This is a genomic window from Luteococcus sp. H101 (assembly GCF_038433155.1).
Lineage (GTDB): Bacteria > Actinomycetota > Actinomycetes > Propionibacteriales > Propionibacteriaceae > Luteococcus.
Window position 1 is genome coordinate 1 of record NZ_JBCDMW010000007.1, and the last position, 19,756, is coordinate 19,756.

Sequence of the window (19,756 nt, forward strand, 5' to 3'; positions counted from 1 at the left end):
CCCCCCCCCCCCCCCCCCCCCCCCCCCCACCCCCCCCCCCCCCCCCCCCCCCCCCCCCCCCCCCCCCCCCCCGGCTTTCTGTCAGCGTCTGGGGCTGGACGGGCGCCCAATTCTGGAGATCGACCTCTGGATTCCGGCCGTCGGACGGCCGGCCGCGGTGCCCTACTTGGGCCCGCGATTCCCGAGGTCGATTTCCAGAATTGGACGCCGGACCCAGTGGTGGGCGGGCTCCAGAAGGCGCCCGAGCCTTGACGGCCCGGGGTCTGCACCGGCAAGAATCGGGGGCGACGAACAATCCCGAATGCCCCGGCGGGGGCGGATGGAGGCCGAGATGACTGCAGGACTGCCCGGGCGGCTGCCGCTCTTCCTGGCGCCGATGGCCGGGGGGCCCACCTCTCCGGAACTGCTGGCGGCGGTGCTGCGGGCCGGGGCCGGCGGATTCCTGCCGGCCGGCTACCTCACCGCGGCCACCCTGGAGGCCAACCTGACCGAGCTGGGGGACCGGATGGGGCCGGCCCTGGAGGGTGCCCCGTACGGCGTGAACCTGTTCGTCCCCGGCCCCAATGACCAGGCCCGCGACGGCCAGGCCATCACCGACTACGCCGCCCGGTTGGGGGAGGGCGCCGGTGAACCGCGCTGGGATGACGACGACCACTACCCGGACAAGCTGCGGCTGTTGACCGAGGTGCACCGGGTGCCGATGGTCAGCTTCACGTTCGGCTGCCCCGGCGCCGATGAGGTGGCCCAGCTGAAGCAGGTGGGCAGCCGGGTGCTGGTCACCGTCACCGACCTGGCCGAGGCCCGGGCCGCCGCGGCGGTGGGTGCGGATGCCCTGGTGGTGCAGGGATTCGACGCGGGTGGCCACCGCAGCACCCATGACGTCGCCAAGGAGCCGAACCACCGCGACGCCCTGGCCCTGCTGCCGGAACTGGCCGAGCGGGGCCTGCCGATGGTGGCCAGTGGCGGGGTCGCGACGCGGGGTGACGTGCAGCGGCTGCTGGCAGCCGGAGCAGTCGCGGTGCAGGTGGGGACGGCCTTCCTGCGCTGCCCGGAGGCCGGAACCAGCCAGGCGCACCGGGAACTGCTGGCCACCGGACACCAGACCCGGATCACCCGGGCCTTCTCCGGCCGCCCGGCCCGCGGGATCGTGAACGACTTCCTGGAGCGGCACGACGCCGACGCACCGGCGGTCTATCCACAGGTCAACCACCTCACCCAGCCCCTGCGGGCCGCGGCCGCCGCGCGCGGGGACTCCTCCCAGGTCTCCGGCTGGGCGGGCGCCGGTTGGGCCGCTGCCCAGGAGATCCCGGCGGCCGAGGTGGTGGCCTCGCTGCTGCCCTGACGCGGGGAGCATCCGGGATGGTCAGAGCAGCTGGTCCTCCCCGGCGTCCTGCAGCTGGACCAGGCGGAGCAGTACGGCCATCCCGGCGGCGGCCACGCCACAGATCCCGGCCGCGCCACCCAGATAGGCGATGAACTGCTCGGTGAAGACCTCGCTGTGGATGTTGTTCACCTGCCAGGTGAACCAGGCGCAGATGGCCGCGATCCCCAGGGCGAAGCCCCCGGCCATCAGCAGCAGCACTGGCATCAGCCGGGAGGGGCGTTGCAGGGCGGGCTGGTCCTCGCCGAAGAGCCGTCGGCCCAGCATCCGTTGGCGCAGTGCCCCCAGGCTGAGCGCGCCGAAGGCCCAGCAGAAGCACACCAGGTAGGCGCCCACCACGTCGGAGGGACGGTGCCAGTGCGCCGCCAGGGTGCCGTACCCGAACAGCATCATCACGCCCGAGCCCAGCACCGCCACCAGGGGCCGCAACCGTCGGGGCGCCACCAACAGGGCGGCCACCATCGCGGAGCCGGCGGCCGTGGTGTGCCCGCTGGGAAAGGAGTTGTGCGCGATTCCCTTGTAGTCCAGCAGGAAAGGGCGGTACAGCAGGTGGTACTTCAGCACCCGGGTGGACAGGTTGGCACAGGCCACCACCGTCGCGGCCTCCAGGGCGAGCATCCACCGGCCGCGCAGCACCGCCACCATGGCCACCACCAGCATCGCCAGCGCGATCACGCCGACGGAGACCACCTCCAGGACGCCCTGCAGCCGGTCCGCGACGTGGGTGTGACCGATGCTGGCCCCCAGGTAGGAGGCGGTGTCCAGCATCTGCCCCCGCCCGGTGGCGACGAAGAAGCGCCAGCATGCGAGCATGCTGAAGCCGCAGGCCGCCGCCAACAGCAGGGGCCGCAACCATCGCCATTCCCGGGAGAAATCCATGCCGGGTATTCTTTCAAGCCAACCCAAAGCGCCGCTGTGAGCCAGCCCGGGCCGGTCCCTCGGTCCGTCGGGATTCACAGCTTCCTCACAGCGCGAACCATGGGTTTTCCCAGCCCGCCGACGTTGACTGGAGACCATGGACAACAAATTCCGTGCCGACGACCTGACCGGGGACGAGCCCACCCGGGCCCTGCTCGCGCAGCCCCGGGACGACGCGGAGTGGTTCTGGAGCCGTCCGCAGGAGGCCCAGGACGCCGAGCCGACCCGGGTGATCGGTGGCCAGGACGAGCAGACCCTCCAGCTGCCGTTGGCGATGAGCGCCGCGATCGGGTCGGCGGCGGCCACGGCGGCCCAGCGGGCAGGCTCGGGCTGGGGACAGGGTTCCGCGGGGCATGTGGCGCCGCCCGCTGCCGCGCCCTCGTTCACCCCGGCCCAACCCGTCCAGACCCAGCCTCTCCAGAACCAGCCCGTCCAGACCTGGGGTGCGCCGAGCGGTCAGCCGGTCCAGCCGGTTCCGGCCAGTGCGGCACAGCCGTCGCGCACCGGTGGCAAGGCCCTGTTGGCCGTCTTCGCCGCCAGCCTGTTGGCCGGCACCGCGATCCTGCAGGGGCCGGCGCTGCTCTCGTCGGGTTCCCAGCCGCAGGCGCAGCCCAGCGTGGGACAGCCGGAGGAATCGGGCCAGTCTGGCCAGGACCAGCAATCCGGAGCGGACGGGCAGTCCGGGCAGGATCAGCAGGGCCAGCAGGACGGTGGTGGCACCCCCGCCGAGGGCCGGCCCTGGGACCCGTGGCAGCAGGTGGAGCAGGGATCCGGCGTCACCAATGAGCAGCAGGCCGGCTCCCAGCAGACCACCGCCAGCGCGGCGCAGAGCAAGGGCGTCGTGCTGATCAACACCACCACCGCCGCGGGCCAGGGCGCGGGCAGCGGGATGGTGATCACCAGCAATGGCTATGTCCTGACCAACTACCACGTGGTGCAGTCCAGCACCCGGGTGCAGGTGCAGGTGGCCAGCACCCGCAAGACCTACGTCGCCACCGTCGTGGGGCACGACGCCAGCAATGACGTCGCCCTGCTGAAGCTGGAGGGGGCCGAGAACCTGGAGACCGTCACCATCGACGATGACCAGGTCCGGGCGGGGGACAGCGTGACCGCCGTCGGCAATGCCAATGGGCAGGGCTATCTCAGCGCCGCCGCGGGCACGGTCACCGACACCTCCAGCAGCATCACCGTCACCAATGAGTCGTCGGCCTCCGGCAGGGAGGAGCTGACCGACGTGCTCAAGACCACGGCCGGCGCGCAGCCCGGTGACTCCGGCGGCCCGATGTATGACGCCGAGGGTGAGGTGCTGGGGATGACCACCGCGGGGCAGACCGCCTCCTCGGGGATCCGGACCCAGAACACCACCATCGCCAGCTATGCCGTGCCGATCGAGCGGGCCATGGGCATCATCAAGCAGATCCAGGCCGGCAAGGAGTCCGGCAGTGTCAAGGTGGGGCCCAATGCCTACCTGGGAGTCTCGGTGCGCACCTTGGACGACGGCAGCCTGGTGGTGGCCTCCGTGGTCTCCGGTGGGCCGGCGGAACAGGCCGGGATCGGGCGCGGCGACGTGATCACCGGCATCGGCGGAACCGCCGTCGACTCCCACGCCACGCTCAGCGAGCAGCTGGCCGAGCGCAATCCCGGGGACACGGTGGCCGTGACCTGGCTGGACGAGCTGGGCCAGCGCCACCAGGCCGAGGTCAGCCTGGGCAGCAGCCCGGTGAACTGAGCTGGCTTCCGAGCCCCCAAGTCCCCAGGCCCTGAACCCCGGAGCCGCCCCCGCGGCGGCTCGACCCGCTACCGGGCATCATGGATGGGTTGGGCGCCGCCACGTCGTGGAACCCGCTGCTGATCCGGTGCCCGGAAATGGAGACCCGACGGGCCCGACCTGGCTGCCGATGGGATCCCGTCAGATCAACCACACCCTGCAGCGCAGGGTCCGGGCCTATGCTGAAGGTCATCCCGAGGAGATGGCCGCCTGGCAGGCCCAGCAAGGAGAGCACTGATGAGGTTGTTGCTGGTCGAGGATGATCGCTCGCTGGCCGAGGTCACCCGACGCGGACTCGTGGGCGAGGGCCACGTCGTGGATCTGGCGCGCGACGGCAAGGAGGGCTGCCTCAAGGCCGTGCACGGCGAATACGACGTGGTGATCCTGGACATCATGCTGCCGCTGATGAATGGCTACGACGTGCTCAAGCAGATGCGCGCCAACGACGTGTGGACCCCGGTGCTGATGCTCACCGCCAAGGACGGCGAATGGGATCAGGCCGACGCCTTTGACCTGGGCGCCGACGACTACCTCACCAAGCCGTTCAGCTTCGTCGTGCTCAATGCCCGGCTCCGCGCCCTGGCCCGACGTGGCGGTGCCGAGCGCCCGGCCCAGTTGACCGCCAAGGGGCTGGTGCTGGACCCGGCCACCCACCTGGTCAAGCGCGGCGAGCACTCCATCGACCTGACGCCGCGGGAGTTCAACCTGCTGGCCTACCTGATGCAGCAGCGCGGCGCCGTGGTCACCAAGGCGCAGATCCTGGACGGGGTCTGGGGTTCCGAGCACGACGGCGACCCCAATGTGGTGGAGGTCTACGTCGGCTACCTGCGCAAGAAGCTGGACACCCCGTTCGGGGAGAACACCATCCAGACCGTGCGCGGGGTGGGCTACCGGCTGGCGATGGACTAGCTCACTCCCGGCCGGGGAGCAGCACCTCGAAGCAGGCGCCGCCCAGCGGCGAGTCCTCCACCCAGATCCGCCCGCCGTGGGCGGTGACGATCTGCTGGACGATGGCCAGGCCCAGGCCGGAACCACCCTCGTCGCGGGAACGGGACTCCTCCAACCGCACGAAGCGGTCGAAGACCCGTTTGCGGTCATTGGGGGCAATCCCATTGCCGTCGTCCTCCACCCGGAGCACCGCGCCCCCGTCGGGCAGCGGACGAACCGTGACCTGCACCGTGCTGCGGGCGTGCCGGGCGGCGTTGTCGCACAGATTGCGCACCACCTGGCTGAGCTGCACCGGGTCGGCCACCAGCCGGGCCGCGGTGATCCGGGTGACCACCTCCACCGACGTCGTGCTGCGCAGCCGGGCGGCCTCCACGCTGGCCAGGTCATCCAGGTCGGTCTCGACGAGGTTCAGCGGGGAGGCCCCGTCGCCGCTGCGGGAGAGGGCCAGCAGACCCTGCACCAGCTGGTTCAGCCGGCCGGTCTCCGCCTGCATCAGCGGCGCCATCTCCCGCCAGGTGTCCAGCCGGTCATCCCGGACGGAGATCTCCAGCGCCCCGGACAGGCTGGCCAGCGGGGATCGCAGCTCATGGCTGGCGTCGGAGATGAAGCGCTGCTGCTCATGGTGGGCGGTCTCCAGCCGGGCCAACATCTGGTTCATGGTCAAGGCCAGGTCCCGCAGCTCGTCCTCGGTGGGGGGCAGCGGGATCCGCTCGTCCAGCGTCGACGAGGTGATCCGGGAGACCCGGTCATTCATCTGGTCCACCGGACGCAGGGCGCGCCCGGCCACCCACCAGGAGATCAGCCCCGCGGCCAGCATCACCAGCGGCACGCAGGCCAGCAACAAGCCCGTCGTCACGGTGACGGCGGACTGCTGGTCTTCCTGCGAGGTGGCGATCTGCACCACATAGTCCTGCCCGTCGTGGCTCAGGCCCTGCACAATCACCAGGTCCCGGTGCTCATTGCGGTCCCCGGGGCCCCACCACTGCACCTTGCCCTCCTCCAGCACCTGCCCGGGCTGGGCCATCTGCTCGGAGAAGGGCTGCTTGTAGTAGGAGTTGGAGGTCCACAACAGGGTCCGGTTGGCCCGCCACAGCTGTGCCCGGTAGCCGTCGTCCAGCTGCAGCTCGGAGCGCATCCCCTCGGGGCCGTGCTCGCTGACATAGCTGGCGGTGCGGTGGGCCACCTCCCGCGCCGACGTGACCTGCGCGGTGGCCAGGGCATTGGTCAGCAGGTTGGCCAGCAGGATGATCCCGAGGCACAGCGGGACGGCCACCAGCAGCACCGCCACGGCAGTCAGCTGCTTGCGGATCCCCCACCGGGTCCAGGTCTCGGCCAGGCGCAGTTTGGGCATGGCACCCATCGTGCCGCATCCGGATGGGCTGGCTGATCACATCCTCCGGACCATGAAGGGGATTGCGCCTGTCTGGCTACCTGCGTGGGCCAGGAGCTGCATCGGGGTCCGCGGCCTTGGCTGCCTGCGGTGCCGCGGATTGCCGCGCCCCTCTTCGGCGAACTCCGCCTCGGTCGCAGCCTGCCACTGTGCGAACTGTGGCTTGCGTTCCTCGAAATACTCGGGCTCGAAGAGCTTGGCCTCCAGCGGACTGGGGGTCTGGCGTCGGTGCGGTCCCTTGACGTAGTCCACCAGTTCGGTGTCGCGGAACTCGGGTGCTATCCGTTTGGCCACCCTGTCGACGAATTCCGCACCACTGGCGGGCGGGGACTCGGCGAGCGTGCGTTCCACATCCTCGATCATCTCCTCCGGTGTGGTGCGGGGCACCGGCTTGGGTTCCGAGTGGCACAAGACGTCGTGGGGGCCGGTATAGGTGTAGCTGTGCCGGGAATCCTGGACGACCCGCCCCAGATCGGTTGGGCAGGCCAGCAGTGAACTCGACATCACGCTGCGGTGCACCAAGTGGCCGTACAGCTCCTTAGACGTGCTGAAGATCGGTGCCGCGTAGCGCACGAGGACTCCCGGAGCGTTCGCCAGGTCGCACAAGGTGTTGTGCTGCACCTTGCCGTTGGCGGTCTGGCCGGTCTTCACCATGAACCGGAAATAGGCCTCGCCGGGCCGCCGCCAGCCCTGCCGGATCTCGTAGGCATTGTTCGCGGTCAGGTGGGCAGAAACCTTGAACTGCAGGAAGACTAACGCCCAGGGGGTGGGAACCTTCAGGTCATAGCCCAGAGCCGCCTCCTCCTGGAGCGAAGGCACCACGGGCAGCCCCAGCAACTGCTTCGTCCGACGCAGCTCGTCGAGCCACTCCATCGAGTAGGCAAGCGCGAAGGTCGATTCGCTGAACAGGTTCGGCATGTCCTGACTATAGGGCTGACCATGTCAGCCACCCAGACCGGTACCCACCTCGCGCGCCGCCTTGATCCAGTCGTGGTCGGTGGGGACGTACTTCACCTTGCCGGCCACCTTCTCCAGCGGCACCGCGACGGTGTGCTCGCCCTGCGCGGCCACCATCACCCCGTACTCGCCGCTGGCCACCAGGTCCGCGCCCACGGTGCCCAACCGGGTTCCCAGCAGCCGGTCATGCGCGCACGGGGTGCCGCCGCGCTGTACATAACCCAGGATGGTCACCCCGGGACTCCAGACCGGTGGCCGCCTCCAGCTCCCGCGCCAGCTTGAAGGTGTTCTCCCGCTGCGCCGATTCCACCGAGGCCTTGTGTTTCTTGGCCGCGGCCACCTGCTCCGGGGTCTTGGCCGCCTTCACCAGCGCCTCCGCGGCGGCCAGCTCCGCGGCATCCGCCACGCTGCGGGCTCCCTCGGCCACCGCCACGACGCTGAAGGTGGAGCCGCGCCTGCGGCGCTCCTCGATGGTCTGCACCACCGAGTCGATGGTGTAGGGGATCTCCGGCAGCAGGATGATGTCCGCCCCGCCGGAAATCCCGGAGCCCAGCGCCAACCAGCCGGCGCGGTGGCCCATGATCTCGGCCAGGATGATCCGGTGGTGGCTGTGGGCGGTGGAGTGCAACCGGTCCACCGCCTCCGTGGCGATCTCCAGGGCAGTGGCGAAGCCGAAGGAGTCGTCGGTCTCCACGATGTCGTTGTCGATGGTCTTGGGCAGGTGGATCACGTTCAACCCGGCCTTGGCCAGCCGGTTCGCATTCTTGGCGGTGCCGCCGCCGCCCAGGCAGACCAGGGCGTCGAGCTTGTTCTTCTGGTAGTTCTCGACGATGGTCGGGATCATGTCCCGGGTCTGGCCGTCGATGGTCATCCGGTGCACCTTGTCCCGGCTGGTGCCCAGGATGGTGCCGCCCACGGTCAGGATCCCCGACAGCGCCTGCGCGTCCAGCGGGATGGTGTGGTCCAGGGCCAGGCCCCGCATCCCGTCGCGAAAACCGATCAGCTCCATCCCGTGGCTGCCGATGGCAGCCTTGCCGAAACCGCGGATCGCGGAGTTCAGGCCCGGGGCGTCACCGCCCGCGGTGAGGATGCCGACGCGCTTGGTCTTCTTCGCGGCCATGGTGTGCCTTTCGGGGTCGGGTCACCCGGCGTGGCTGCCCGGGTGCTTTCCCCGATGCTATGCAGCCCGCCGCGTCGACAACAGGCCCGGCGGGGTGATCCGGTCAGGGCCGCGGGGGCAGGCCGGCCAGGCGTCGCACCGCGGCGAACAGCTCCGGGCCGCCGGCTCCAGTGACCAGATGGGTGGCCACCTCGGTGACCGCCGGGGCGCAGGGTTGCACCCCGATGCTGGTGCCGGCCCACTGCAGCATCGGCACGTCGGTGGCCGAGTCGCCGCAGGCGATCACCTCGTGGGGGCCCAGCCCCAGGTGCCGGCACAGCGCCGCCAGGGCATTGCCCTTGCCCGAGTCCGACGGCCAGATGTCGTGCAGCTCCATCCCGGAATGGGTGAGGTTCAGACCGTCGATCCGCCCGACGGCCTCCTCCAGCGCCGGGATCAGGGCGGCCGGCCCCTCGCACATGATCTTGCGACAGCGCAACCCCACCAGCTCCTCCGGGTTCGGCTGGTCCCCGTGCTGGTCAGCGGTGCACCAGGTGTCGCGTTCCTCCCGCGCGATCCCCTCCGGGTTCCCGTAGGCCAGCCACCGGTCGTCGCTGGTGTAGACGTCGATCGCACCCCAGCCGTCGTGGGTGGGGGCGGTGAAGTCCGCCAGCACCCCGGCCAGTTCCGGCGTGATCTGGAAGCCCACCTCGTGCACCACCGTGCCGTCGGCCAGCGTGGTGAGGGCCCCGTTGTAGCTGATCCGGGTGAGCGGCACCCCGATGGCGTCATTCACGATCTGCATCGACGGGTCCAACCGGGCGCTGGCCAGGGCGACGTCCAACCCGTCGGCCACCAGCGCGGCGACGCCAGCGGCGGCCTCGGGGGCGATCCGGCTGCCGGTCAGCAGCAGGGTGTGATCCAGGTCGAAGACGGCCAGTTTGATGCTCATTCAGAGTCCTTCGTCGTCCCTGCGGGCCCAGGGGCTGGTGGTGGGATCCTCCGACGGCCAGGCGGGGCCGGGGGGAGGGTTCTGCGGAGCAGCGTAGCCCGGTGGTTGCGGGGTGGGCACGGCCGGCGTGGCCGGCTGGCCCGGGTGGGGCACGGTGGGTGGGAACTGGGCCGGTGGGTACTGGGCCGGTGGGTATTGGGCCGGTGGGTACTGCGTTGGTGGGTACTGCGCCGTGGTCGGGCCCGGAAGGCAGTGCGTGACGGCCGGTGCCGACGGCCAGGCGGCCTCGGTCTGCGCCGGGGTGACGTCGCCCATCTGCACCCGGTCCAGGTACATCACCGTCTGCCACGCGGTGAGCCACACGCCCAGCGCGATCCCGAGCACGGCGGTGACAAGGCTCACCAACCCACCGAGCCCCGCCAGCGCCTGCCGTTCCTGCAGCTCCACCCGGGCCACGTTCAGCGCGAGGTTGGCGGCATAGGGAACGCCGCACCCCACCACCAGCAGCCCCAGGGTGCGGCCCACCTGCCCCGACGTGAGACGCCAGGCCCGGCGCACCGCCTGCCAGCCGGACATCTTCTCCAACGTCAACACGGGCAGCAGGTAGACCAGCCGTGCCAACGGGTAGAGCATCACCAAGGACAGCACAGGCAGGGCCAGCACGGTCAGGGCGAACACGGTCGTCGGCCCGTCACCCCACTGGTCGCTCTCCAGGGCCACCAGGAGCAGCCCCACCGGGATCGCCCCGGCCAGCGCCCCCAGGCCGGCGCCCCACCAGAGCAACGGCAGAGCCCGTCGGTCCGTGCCCTGCGCCTGTGCCGTGGCCGAATCCCAGGTCGGCTGGAAACCCCGTGCCAGCTGGTCGATCACGGCCACCAGCATGGAGTTGAACTTCGCCCAGACCCACACCCAGATCACCCCGATCAGGGCGCAGCAGATCACCACCAGCGGCAGCAGCACCCAGAAGTCCCCCAGCGGGGGGCCATCGGGCGGGCTGCCGATCGCGGCCATCGCCCCAAAGACTCCGGCGGTGAGCAGGGCAATGGCCGGAAGCAGCGCCAGCAGGCCGGCCACCAGGCCGCTCACCAGACTGATCCCCAGCAGCAGGCCAAAGCGTCGGCGCAGCACCTGCCAGGTGACGCCGATGATGTCGCCCAGACCCATGGGGGAGCGGCGCAACAGCGGTGGCTCCTGCGCAGGGGGCGCGCCGAAGAAGGTTGGCTGCTGCACAGCGGCCGGGAAGCCCGGAGCCTGCGGGGGATGGCTGGTCATGGTGCGATTTCAGTCCTGTTCGTTTCCGGCGACGGAGTCCAGGGCACCCACCTCGGCCTGCTTCGCCAGCGTGCGCAGCATGGTCAGGTGGGACTCCCAGAAGCCGGGATCGGCCGTTGCCATGTTGTCATTGGCGGCGGTCAGCCCCACCTGGCCGTCGATCTGCTCCCGCACGATGTCCGCATGCCCCAGGTGGCGGGCGGTCTCCACGGCGACGTGCACGATCAGCCGCTCCAGGGTGGTGGGCTCCGGCCACCACGGCACCCGGGCCTCGGCATCCAGCGGCAGTTCCTGGCAGGTCTGGTTCGAGGCGGCGATGGCGTCCCGGTAGGTCTGGATGATCTGGTCGGCCCGCTCCTCGGCCGTCGCATAGAAGTCCAGCATCCGGTCCGCGTCCATCCTCAGGTGCGGCAGGTCCGGGTGGGGCCGCCCGAAGGACATCTGGAAGTAGCCGTACTCCACCGCGGCCAGGTGCTTCACCAGCCCCAGCAGATTGGTGCCGGTGGGGGTCATCGGGCGACGCAGGGCGCCCTCATCCAGCCCGTCGACCTTCCACAGGAGGGCCTGGCGCTGGGCGTCGAGATAGGTCAACAGGGTCTGCTTGGTGGCATTTCCCGAAGTCTGGTTCATGTCCGCAACGCTAGCGGGCGCCTGTGACAAAAAATTGTCGGAGCTGGCTGCCAGACTGTGACCCATGGTCTTCCGGCTGGAGCAGATTGGTGTCGGGCTGCCCGTCCTGGCGGCCCGCGACGAGCTGCGGCGCGCCCTGACCGGCGGAATTGCGGTGGTGCAGGCCCCGCCGGGCACCGGCAAGACCACCTTGGTGCCGCCGCTGGTCAGCGAGCTGTTGGCGGCCGGTGCGGGGCGGGTGGTGGTCACCCAGCCCCGACGGATCGCGGCCCGCGCCGCCGCCCGTCGGCTGGCGCACCTGTCCGGCAGCACGCTCGGGCAGGAGGTTGGCTTCAGCGTCCGCGGCGAACATCGGGTGGGGCCGAGAACCCGGGTGGAATTTGTCACCACCGGTCTGCTGGTCCGACGCCTGCTGACCGACCCGGCGTTGGACGGGATCGGCGCGGTGGTGCTGGACGAGGTGCACGAGCGCTCCCTGGATGCCGATCTGGCCTTCGCCATGGTCCGGGAACTGCGCGAACTGCGGCCCGAGCTGGTGGTGGTGGCCATGTCCGCCACCCTGGATGCGTCGCGCTGGGCTGAGCTGCTGGGGGACGCTGCCCCGGCGCCGGTGGTGGCCGTCGATGCCGACCTGCATCCGCTGGAGATCCGCTGGGAACCCGCCCCGCCCGGGGTGCAGCGGCTGGACCAGCGCGGCGTCACCTTCGGCTTCCTGGATCACCTGGCCACCACCACCGCCCGGGCCCTGGGCCAGACGGAAGAGGGCAGCGCCCTGGTCTTCGTCCCCGGCGCGTGGGAGGCCGAACAGGTGGCGCAACGCCTGCGCAGCAAGGGGATTGAGGCAGATGCGTTGAGCGGCTCGCTGGATGCCCGGCGGCAGGACGCGCTGCTGGCAGAGCAACCCGGCCGACGCGTGGTGGTGGCCACCGCCGTCGCCGAGTCCTCCCTGACCGTGCCCGGGGTGCGGATCGTGGTCGACGCCGGGCTGGCTCGGGAGCCCCGACACGACGTTGCCCGCGGCATGAGTGGCCTGGTCACCGTGAGCGAGGCGCGCGCGTCTGCGGAACAGCGCGCCGGCCGCGCCGCCCGGCTTGGCCCCGGCCTGGCCATTCGCTGCTTCCCCCAGTCCGACTGGCCCCGGCTGCGGCCCTTCACCACCCCGGAGATTGCCACGGCCGACCTCACCCAGGCCGCCCTGCAGCTGTCCTGCTGGGGCGCCCCGCGCGGGGTGGGTCTCGCGCTGCCCGACGCCCCACCGACCGCCGCGATCGAGGCGGCCGAGGAGACGCTGCGCGCTCTGGGAGCGGTGGACGCGGAGGGCCGCGTCACCGCCCGGGGCCGACGGATCGCCGCCGTGCCCGCCGACCCCCGGCTGGCCAGGGCCCTGCTGGACGGCGCCCCGCGGGTCGGTGCCCGGGCTGCGGCCGAGGCGGTGGCCCTGCTCTCGCTGGACGAGCGCGCTCCCGGTGGAGACCTGGAGGCCCTGTTGAACTCCCTGCGGCAAGGCCGGACACCGGCCGCCGCCCGGTGGCGGCAGGAGGCGGACCGGCTCCAGCGGCTGGTCCGGGGCGCCGGGGTCGGTGCTGGGATTGGGCCCGCGGAGGTCCTGGGCCTGGTGGTTGCGCTGGCGCACCCCGACCGGATCGCCCGGCGGCGCGGCGGGCCCGAATCCTCGGCCTACCTGCTGGCCTCGGGCACCGGCCTGGTGCTGGACAAGGGCTCCCGGCTGCACGGGCAGGAGTGGCTGGCCGTCGCGGAGATGGCGCTGCGCCAGACTGGCGACGGCTCCGGGGCGGTGGTGCGCGCGGCGGTGCCGATCACCCGCGAGCTGGCCGAACAGGCGGCCGAGCACCTGCGCACCCGTCGCACCGAGGCTCGGTGGAGTGGGTCGGCTGTGGGCGGTGGAAAGGTCGTCGCCCGGGAGCGGGACCTGCTGGGTGCCATCGAGCTGACTGCCACGCCGGTCCCGCCCGATCCCCTGCAGGCCCGGGAAGCGGTGCTGACCGCCCTGCGTGCCGACGGGCTGGGGCTGGATTCACCCGGTCTGCTGGTCTGGCCGGATACTGCCCGGGACCTGCGACGGCGGCTGGCGCTGCTGCACCACGTCGTAGGCGAACCATGGCCCGCCATGACCGAGGAAGCCCTGCTGGCCCGGGCCGACGACTGGTTGGCCCCGGAACTGGACCGGCTGGCCGGCGGCGCGCAAGCCAGCCAACTGGACCTGACCTCCGCCCTGCGACGTCTGCTGCCCTGGCCCGAGGCGGGGCGGCTGGAGGAACTGGTGCCGGAACGGATCGAGGTGCCCACGGGCTCCCGGATCCGGCTGGACTACCCGGAAGACCCCGACGGCCGGGTGGTGCTGGCGGTGAAACTGCAGGAGTGCTTCGGGATGCTGGACACCCCGCGGATCCTCGACGGGCGCCTGCCCGTCCTGATGCACCTGCTCAGCCCGGCCCGACGCCCGCTGGCGGTCACGGATGACCTGGCCTCCTTCTGGGCCAACGCCTACCCGGCGGTCCGCTCGGAGAACCGCGGGCGTTATGCCAAGCACCCGTGGCCGGAGGATCCGCTGACCGCACCACCCCGTCGCGGCACCACCCGCTCCGGACGCTAGTCCCGGGCGGACGGGCGTCGCGGAAGGAAGTCTCAACCGGCACTCGAAGCGGCTTTCGGCTGGTTGGTTGGGGCACCTAGTGTCTGACCGTCGAATTTGTCTGGCCCACGAAGGAGTGGGTGCATGGCTGACCAGCTGAACCACCCGCCGGTGATCGTCGAACCCAAGAAGCCGCCGAAGGACAACACCCACTGGCTCTACATCGGCGTGATCATCGCGGTGATCGCCGGCATCATCGTCGGCGTCGCCGCCCCGGAGTTTGCGAAGAGCTGTGCCTGGATCGGCAAGACCTTCGTCAGCCTGGTCAAGATGATGATCAGCCCGGTGATCTTCTGCACCATCGTGCTCGGCATCGGCTCGGTCAAGGCCGCGGCCAGCGTCGGCAAGGCCGGCGGCATCGCGCTGGGCTACTTCATCACCATGTCCACCTTCGCGCTGGCGATCGGCCTTGTGGTGGGCAACTTCCTGCACCCCGGCAGCAACCTGCACATCAAGGCCGGCTCCGGATCCGAATACGCGGAGAAGGCTGGCGCCGAGGGCCATGGCACCGTCGCCTTCCTGCAGTCAATCGTCCCCGAGAGCCTGTTCAGCCCGCTGGTGGGGGAAAAGGTGCTGCAGACGCTGTTCGTGGCGCTGCTGATCGGCTTCGCGGTGCAGAAGATGGGCAAGCAGGGCGAGCCGATCCTGAACTTCATCTCCTACCTGCAGAAGCTGGTCTTCCGGGTGCTGACCATGATCCTATGGGCCGCCCCCATTGGTGCCTTCGGTGCCATCGCCGGCGTGGTAGGCGGCTCCGGCATGAAGGCCGTGTACCAGATGGGCATCCTGATGCTGGGCTTCTATGTCACCTGCTTCCTGTTCGTCTTCGTGGTGCTGGGCCTGGTGCTCAAGGTCTTCACCGGGTTCAGCATCTTCAAGCTGGTCAAGTACCTGGCCAAGGAGTACCTGCTGATCTTCGCGACCTCCTCCTCGGAGTCGGCGCTGCCCAACCTGATGGCCAAGATGGAGCACGTCGGCGTGCACAAGTCCACCGTCGGCATCGTGGTGCCCACCGGCTACTCCTTCAACCTGGACGGCACCGCGATCTACCTGACCATGAGCTCCATCTTCATCGCCAATGCCATGGGCAAGCCGTTGAACATGGGCGAGCAGATCAGCCTGCTGGTCTTCATGATGATCGCCTCCAAGGGCGCCGCGGGCGTCTCCGGCGCCGGCCTGGCCACCCTGGCCGGTGGCCTGCAGGCGCACCGGCCAGAGCTGCTGGACGGCGTCGGCATCATCGTCGGCATCGACCGCTTCATGTCCGAGGCGCGCGCCATCACCAACTTCTCCGGCAATGCCGTCGCCACCCTGCTGGTGGGCAAGTGGGTCGGCACCGTCGACTCGCAGCGGGTGCGGGAGGTGCTGTCCGGTCAGCAACCCTTCGACTACTCGACTATGACCGACGACCACGGCGTCTCCCGCGGCGAAGATGAGGTGCAGATCGGCAAGGTGCCGCATCCGAGCGACGTGCAGTCCCACATTCCGCCGACTCCCTACCCGGTCCTGCCGGAGGAGTCAGCCAAGCACTGAGCAGGCTCCGAGGAGCCCTGGAAAATGGACGAGGGAGCATTGCGGCCGTTACCCGACGGTCGCATGCTCCCTCGTCTTTCTGCGATCCAATTCGTGGCACCCGCGGGATCAGCCCCATGGGTTCCAAGTGGGCTTCCCCCGCCAGCGCACCGAATTAGAACGTTCAACAGTGTGCAGCACAACGTCTTTCCACGCGAATTGGGTCAAGCGCCCATTCTGTGGGACTTCTCAGCCAATGCGGGACACGCGCAGCCCGGAACCCGGGTGGACCGTGACCCGCACGGTGCCCGCCGGACGGCCGCGCACCAGGTAGGCGATCGCGGCGGGCGTCAGGGTGATGGCGTTGCTGGGGGCTGCGAGGGTGCGGACCTGGTGCTGACGGTTCTTCATGACTCACTCCTTGGGCTTGGTGCCGGTTGGCCGATGCCTTCATGGAAGTCCGCCAACCTGTCGCCGGCCTGTGCCTGCGCCCAGATGCCCCTGTGGGTCAGAGGTGCTCCACGACGAAGTCCACACACCGGGTCAGCTGGCTGACGTCCTCGGGGTCCACGGCGGGGAACATCCCGACGCGGATCTGGTTGCGCTTCAGCGCCCGGTAGGGGAAGACGTCCAGCACGCCATTGGCGGCCAGGGTCTGCACCACCGCGGCGGCATCGATGCCCTCGTCCAGGTCGACGGTGCCCACCACCTGCGAGCGCAGGGCGGGGTCCGCGACGAAGGGCGTCGCCCACTCGGTGCGCTCAGCCCAGTCATAGAGCCGCCCGGATGAGTCCTTGGTCCGGGCGCTGGCCCAGGCCAGGCCCCCCTGGGCGTTCAGCCAGCGCAACTGCTCGTCCATCAGCAGCAGCGGGCCGATGGCCGGGGTGTTGTAGGTCTGGTTCTTGGCGGAGTTGTCGATGGCCGTGGTCAGGCTGAGGAAGGCCGGGATCCACCGCTCGGTCTGGGCGATCTGCCGGGCTCGCTCCAGCGCCCGCGGGGACATGATGGCGAACCACAGCCCGCCCTCGCTGGCGAAGCCCTTCTGCGGGCTGAAGTAGTAGACATCGCACTGGGTGAGATCCACGTCCAGACCGGCCGCGCCGGAGGTGGCGTCGATCACCACCAGGGCGTCCTCGTCGGCGCCCGCCACTCGGTGCACCGGCAGCATCACGCCGGTTGAGGTCTCATTGTGTGGCCAGGCGTAGAGGTCCACCCCGGCCGTGGCGTGCGGAGTGGCGCCCTGTCCGGCCGGTACCTCCACCACCTCCGGCTCGGCCAGGAAGGGGGCCCTGCGGGTCTCGGCGGCGAACTTCTTGCTGAACTCGCCCAGCACCACGTGGAGCGAGCGCTCCCGGACCAGACCGAAGGTGGCCACATCCCAGAAGGCGGTGGCGCCGCCATTGCCCAGCACCACCTGGTAGCCGTCGGGCAGTCGGAAGAGTTCGGCCAGGCCCTCCTGCACGCTCCGGACCAGGTTCTTCACCGGCGGCTGGCGGTGCGATCCCCCGAACAGCTCCGCGCCGCGGGTGGCCAGGTCGGCGACCTGCTCCGGGCGCACCTTCGACGGGCCTGAGCCGAAGTGGCCGTCGGCGGGCAGCAGGTCGGCGGGAATGGTCAGGTGGGTCACGGTCAGCCTCTCGTCGGGTGCCTGTCCATCCTTTCGCGTCCCGGCTGGATTGTCCGCCCGGGCCGCTCACTGGACGGTCCAAGGGTGGGTCGGGCGTCCAATTCTGGGAAATGACCTCAGGATTCCCCGGGCTTCGGATGGTCCCGCGGGGACGGGTGGGAAGGTCGGATTCCCGTGGTCGATTTTCAGAATTGGACGCCCGACCCACCGCGTGGGCTGCGGCAGGGGTCAGGACAGCCGGGAGATGAGCCCCGTCAGCAGGGCGAGCACCACCACGAAGGTGGTCTGGCAGACCTCGATCAACGAGCCGAAGGTGTCCCCGGTGAGCCCGCCCAGCCGGCGCAGCAGGTGCCGTTGCCAGCGCCCGGCAACCAGCCAGGAGATGACGGCGGCCGCGACGAAGGCCAGCATCACGGTGGGATCCCAGCTGGCCAGCAGTCCCAGGCCGGCGGTGGCCGTGCTCACGAGCATTGCATCGATCACGGCATTCACCCGGCTGGTGATCCCGGTGAACAGTGCCCCGAAGCCACCCGCCCGGGCGCCCGGAATCCCTTCCACGGTGGCAAAGAGCGCCGCCACCTTGCCCACCATCGGCAGGCAGGTCAGGGCGGCCACCAGCAACCAGCCGCCCAGCGCCGTGGACGCCAGGGCGGAGGCCTGCAGCAGCAGCACCAGCACGGCGGTGGCCACCCCCATCGGCCCGATGTCGGACTGCTTCATCAGCGCCAGCGCTTCCTGCGGCCCTTTGCGGGAAGCCAGTCCGTCGGCGGTGTCGGCCACCCCGTCCAGGTGCATCGCGCCGGTCACCCCGGCCAGTGCGGCCAGGCCGGCCATCGCGGCCAGGATGTTGCCCGCGCCGCAGAGCACCACCAGGGCCGCCGCCGCGGCGCTGACCAGTCCGCAGACCAGACCGGCCCAGGGCAGGGCGAGCATCACCCGTCGATTGGTCTCGGGGGTGAGCTCCATGGTGGGCGGCACCGGCAGCAGGGTGAACATCCCCAAGGCGGTGACAAGGGATTTCACGAAGCGTCCTTGAGGGTCATCGGGATCCCGGCGATGCAGAAGACCACCCGCTCGCAGGCGGCGGCCACCCGGGTGTTCAGGATGCCCAGCTGGTCCCGGAAGAAGCGGCCGGACCAGTGCGCCGGCACCACGCCCTGGCCCACCTCATTGCTGACGAAGACCACCTCTCGGGAGGTCGTCTGGACGGCGGTGACCAGTTCGTCGACTCGGCGCTGCAGCTGGTCGCGGGGGGCCTCGGCCGTCGGGGAGGGCTCATCCCAGATGCCGCATTCGTCCATCATCCGGGTGAGCCACACGCCCAGGCAGTCCACCAGCACCACGGGTTCTCCGGCCTGCCGCAGGACGGCGGGGATGTCCGCGGTCTCCACCGTGTGCCAGTGATCCGGGCGGCGGGCCCGGTGCAGCGCGATCCGCTCCACCCACTCCGGGTCCTTGGGATTGACCGCCGAGGTGGCGACGTAGTCCACCGCGTCGGCGTCCATCACCAGCTGCTCCGCATGGGTGGACTTGCCGGAGCGGGCGCCGCCCAGCACCAGGGTGCGCATCACTCGTACTCGCCAGTGACGCCGGCGCTGTCGAAGGTGGCCATCTCCCGCAGGATCCTGGCCGCCGTCGCCACCACGGGCAGGGCCAGCGCCCCGCCGGAACCCTCGCCCAGGCGCAGATCCAGCCGGATCACCGGCTGCAGGCCCAGCCGGGCCATGGTGGCCTGGATGCCCGGCTCCACCCCGGCATGCCCGGCAATCAGGTAGCCGTGCGCGGCCGGGCAGAGGGCGACGGCCACCAGCGCGGCGGAACAGGCAATGGCCCCGTCCAGCACCAGCGGCACCCGCTGCTCCGCGGCCCCCAGGATCAGGCCCACCATCGCGGCGTGCTCGAAGCCGCCGACGCAGGCCAGGGCGCGCAGCGGGTCGGCCGCGGCGGACTCCGGGCTGAGGCCGTGCCGGGCAAATCCCCGCTGGATCACCTCGCCCTTGCGGGCCAGCATGTCGTCGTCGGCGCCGGAGCCGCGGCCGGTCACCTCCGCCACCGAGACTCCGGTGAACAGGCTGGTCAGGGCCGACGACGGGGTGGTGTTGCCGATTCCCACCTCGCCCGGAACCAGCGCCCGGAATCCCTCGGCGACGGCCTGCCGGGCCGCCTGCAGCCCCACCTCGATGGCCCGTTCGCACTCGTCGTCGGTCATCGCCGGCTCGACCGTGAAGTCCCGGGTCCCGCGCGCGATCACGGCGTCGACGGTTCCCGGGGCGGCCGAGAGCATGCCGACGTCGAAGACCTTCAGCGAGCCGCCGGCGGCCCGGGTGATCACGCTGACGCCCGCCCCGCCGGCTGAGATGTTAGCCGCCATCTGCACCGTGACCTCCTGCGGCCAGGGCGAGACCTTCTGCGCCTGCACCCCGTGGTCCCCGGCGAAGACGCAGACCAGCGCCGGTTCGGGCACGGGCGGCGGGCAGGCGCCGGCGATCGCGGCCAGCTGGTTGCCCAGGGCCTCCAGCTCGCCCAGCGAGCCCGGCGGCTTGGTCAGGGTGAGCTGGCGGGCCTCGGCGGCGGCGCGGGCCTCCTCGTCGACGGGGGTGATGGCGGCGATCACGTCGCGCAGGTTCTCTGTCATGCTGACTTCTTTCA

General features: G+C 70.7%; 16 protein-coding genes and 1 pseudogene. 5 read left to right on the forward strand and 12 right to left on the reverse strand.

Annotation, left to right across the window (positions count from 1 at the left end; genetic code table 11):
- The first annotated feature begins 331 nt into the window (after positions 1–331).
- On the forward strand, positions 332–1,342 hold the full coding sequence (locus AAEX60_RS01700) for an NAD(P)H-dependent flavin oxidoreductase (protein ID WP_342100672.1): 1,011 nt from the start codon (positions 332–334) through the stop codon (positions 1,340–1,342).
- 21 nt (positions 1,343–1,363) lie between these two features.
- On the opposite strand, the gene AAEX60_RS01705 is transcribed toward AAEX60_RS01700, so the two are convergent.
- Positions 1,364–2,260 (reverse strand): phosphatase PAP2 family protein, encoded by an 897-nt coding sequence (locus tag AAEX60_RS01705; RefSeq protein ID WP_342100674.1) that lies wholly within the window; start codon positions 2,258–2,260, stop codon positions 1,364–1,366.
- A 136-nt stretch (positions 2,261–2,396) separates the two neighbouring features.
- Here AAEX60_RS01705 and AAEX60_RS01710 point away from each other — a divergent pair, with 136 nt between their 5' ends.
- Positions 2,397–4,028, forward strand: coding sequence for a S1C family serine protease (locus tag AAEX60_RS01710; RefSeq protein ID WP_342100675.1), 1,632 nt, complete (start codon positions 2,397–2,399; stop codon positions 4,026–4,028).
- Positions 4,029–4,304: 276 nt separating this feature from the next.
- Positions 4,305–4,976, forward strand: a complete 672-nt coding sequence (locus tag AAEX60_RS01715; RefSeq protein WP_342100677.1) for a response regulator transcription factor — start codon at positions 4,305–4,307, stop codon at positions 4,974–4,976.
- A 1-nt stretch (position 4,977) separates the two neighbouring features.
- Here the strand turns inward: AAEX60_RS01715 and AAEX60_RS01720 are convergent, their stop codons facing one another.
- From AAEX60_RS01720 to AAEX60_RS01745, 6 genes and pseudogenes are all read right to left on the reverse strand, one after another.
- Complete coding sequence (locus tag AAEX60_RS01720) at positions 4,978–6,366, reverse strand: sensor histidine kinase (RefSeq protein WP_342100678.1); 1,389 nt, start codon at positions 6,364–6,366, stop codon at positions 4,978–4,980.
- Between the two features lie 36 nt (positions 6,367–6,402).
- Entirely contained in the window at positions 6,403–7,323 is a 921-nt protein-coding gene (locus AAEX60_RS01725; protein ID WP_342100680.1) for a hypothetical protein, read from the reverse strand.
- A gap of 24 nt (positions 7,324–7,347) precedes the next feature.
- Positions 7,348–8,482 (reverse strand): annotated as a pseudogene (locus AAEX60_RS01730) (6-phosphofructokinase).
- Positions 8,483–8,585: 103 nt separating this feature from the next.
- Complete coding sequence (locus tag AAEX60_RS01735) at positions 8,586–9,413, reverse strand: HAD family hydrolase (protein WP_342100681.1); 828 nt, start codon at positions 9,411–9,413, stop codon at positions 8,586–8,588.
- Positions 9,414–10,685, reverse strand: coding sequence for a hypothetical protein (locus tag AAEX60_RS01740; RefSeq protein ID WP_342100684.1), 1,272 nt, complete (start codon positions 10,683–10,685; stop codon positions 9,414–9,416).
- A 9-nt stretch (positions 10,686–10,694) separates the two neighbouring features.
- A complete protein-coding gene (locus AAEX60_RS01745) occupies positions 10,695–11,315 on the reverse strand; it encodes a DinB family protein (RefSeq protein ID WP_342100686.1) in 621 nt (206 codons plus the stop codon).
- Positions 11,316–11,379: 64 nt separating this feature from the next.
- Here AAEX60_RS01745 and hrpB point away from each other — a divergent pair, with 64 nt between their 5' ends.
- A complete protein-coding gene (gene hrpB, locus AAEX60_RS01750; protein ID WP_342100687.1) occupies positions 11,380–13,929 on the forward strand; it encodes an ATP-dependent helicase HrpB in 2,550 nt (849 codons plus the stop codon).
- A 123-nt stretch (positions 13,930–14,052) separates the two neighbouring features.
- Positions 14,053–15,501 (forward strand): cation:dicarboxylate symporter family transporter, encoded by a 1,449-nt coding sequence (locus AAEX60_RS01755; protein WP_342100688.1) that lies wholly within the window; start codon positions 14,053–14,055, stop codon positions 15,499–15,501.
- A 228-nt stretch (positions 15,502–15,729) separates the two neighbouring features.
- Here AAEX60_RS01755 and AAEX60_RS01760 read toward each other — a convergent pair whose 3' ends face one another.
- The 5 genes from AAEX60_RS01760 to cobT all read right to left on the reverse strand — a co-directional run bounded on the left by AAEX60_RS01760 (position 15,730) and on the right by cobT (position 19,742).
- Positions 15,730–15,891: a hypothetical protein gene (locus AAEX60_RS01760; protein ID WP_342100691.1), complete on the reverse strand. Its 162-nt coding sequence runs from the start codon at positions 15,889–15,891 to the stop codon at positions 15,730–15,732.
- A 97-nt stretch (positions 15,892–15,988) separates the two neighbouring features.
- Positions 15,989–17,107, reverse strand: a complete 1,119-nt coding sequence (gene serC, locus AAEX60_RS01765) for a phosphoserine transaminase (RefSeq protein ID WP_446721230.1) — start codon at positions 17,105–17,107, stop codon at positions 15,989–15,991.
- A 228-nt stretch (positions 17,108–17,335) separates the two neighbouring features.
- On the reverse strand, positions 17,336–18,130 hold the full coding sequence (locus tag AAEX60_RS01770) for an adenosylcobinamide-GDP ribazoletransferase (RefSeq protein ID WP_342100692.1): 795 nt from the start codon (positions 18,128–18,130) through the stop codon (positions 17,336–17,338).
- Positions 18,127–18,675, reverse strand: coding sequence for a bifunctional adenosylcobinamide kinase/adenosylcobinamide-phosphate guanylyltransferase (gene cobU, locus AAEX60_RS01775; RefSeq protein WP_342100693.1), 549 nt, complete (start codon positions 18,673–18,675; stop codon positions 18,127–18,129). The genes AAEX60_RS01770 and cobU overlap by 4 nt, the downstream gene beginning before the upstream one ends.
- Positions 18,675–19,742, reverse strand: coding sequence for a nicotinate-nucleotide--dimethylbenzimidazole phosphoribosyltransferase (cobT, locus tag AAEX60_RS01780; protein ID WP_342100694.1), 1,068 nt, complete (start codon positions 19,740–19,742; stop codon positions 18,675–18,677). The genes cobU and cobT overlap by 1 nt, the downstream gene beginning before the upstream one ends.
- Positions 19,743–19,756: the final 14 nt, after the last annotated feature.

Bases quoted from the DNA above. Each gene is read 5' to 3' on its own strand.
- AAEX60_RS01760 (WP_342100691.1), bottom strand. From the start codon at position 15,891: ATGAAGAACCGTCAGCACCAGGTCCGCACCCTCGCAGCCCCCAGCAAC.
- cobT (WP_342100694.1), bottom strand. From the start codon at position 19,742: ATGACAGAGAACCTGCGCGACGTGATCGCCGCCATCACCCCCGTCGAC.
- cobU (WP_342100693.1), bottom strand. From the start codon at position 18,675: ATGCGCACCCTGGTGCTGGGCGGCGCCCGCTCCGGCAAGTCCACCCAT.
- AAEX60_RS01735 (WP_342100681.1), bottom strand. From the start codon at position 9,413: ATGAGCATCAAACTGGCCGTCTTCGACCTGGATCACACCCTGCTGCTG.
- AAEX60_RS01755 (WP_342100688.1), top strand. From the start codon at position 14,053: ATGGCTGACCAGCTGAACCACCCGCCGGTGATCGTCGAACCCAAGAAG.
- AAEX60_RS01700 (WP_342100672.1), top strand. From the start codon at position 332: ATGACTGCAGGACTGCCCGGGCGGCTGCCGCTCTTCCTGGCGCCGATG.
- AAEX60_RS01725 (WP_342100680.1), bottom strand. From the start codon at position 7,323: ATGCCGAACCTGTTCAGCGAATCGACCTTCGCGCTTGCCTACTCGATG.
- AAEX60_RS01710 (WP_342100675.1), top strand. From the start codon at position 2,397: ATGGACAACAAATTCCGTGCCGACGACCTGACCGGGGACGAGCCCACC.
- AAEX60_RS01720 (WP_342100678.1), bottom strand. From the start codon at position 6,366: ATGCCCAAACTGCGCCTGGCCGAGACCTGGACCCGGTGGGGGATCCGC.
- hrpB (WP_342100687.1), top strand. From the start codon at position 11,380: ATGGTCTTCCGGCTGGAGCAGATTGGTGTCGGGCTGCCCGTCCTGGCG.
- AAEX60_RS01745 (WP_342100686.1), bottom strand. From the start codon at position 11,315: ATGAACCAGACTTCGGGAAATGCCACCAAGCAGACCCTGTTGACCTAT.
- AAEX60_RS01705 (WP_342100674.1), bottom strand. From the start codon at position 2,260: ATGGATTTCTCCCGGGAATGGCGATGGTTGCGGCCCCTGCTGTTGGCG.
- AAEX60_RS01740 (WP_342100684.1), bottom strand. From the start codon at position 10,685: ATGACCAGCCATCCCCCGCAGGCTCCGGGCTTCCCGGCCGCTGTGCAG.
- AAEX60_RS01715 (WP_342100677.1), top strand. From the start codon at position 4,305: ATGAGGTTGTTGCTGGTCGAGGATGATCGCTCGCTGGCCGAGGTCACC.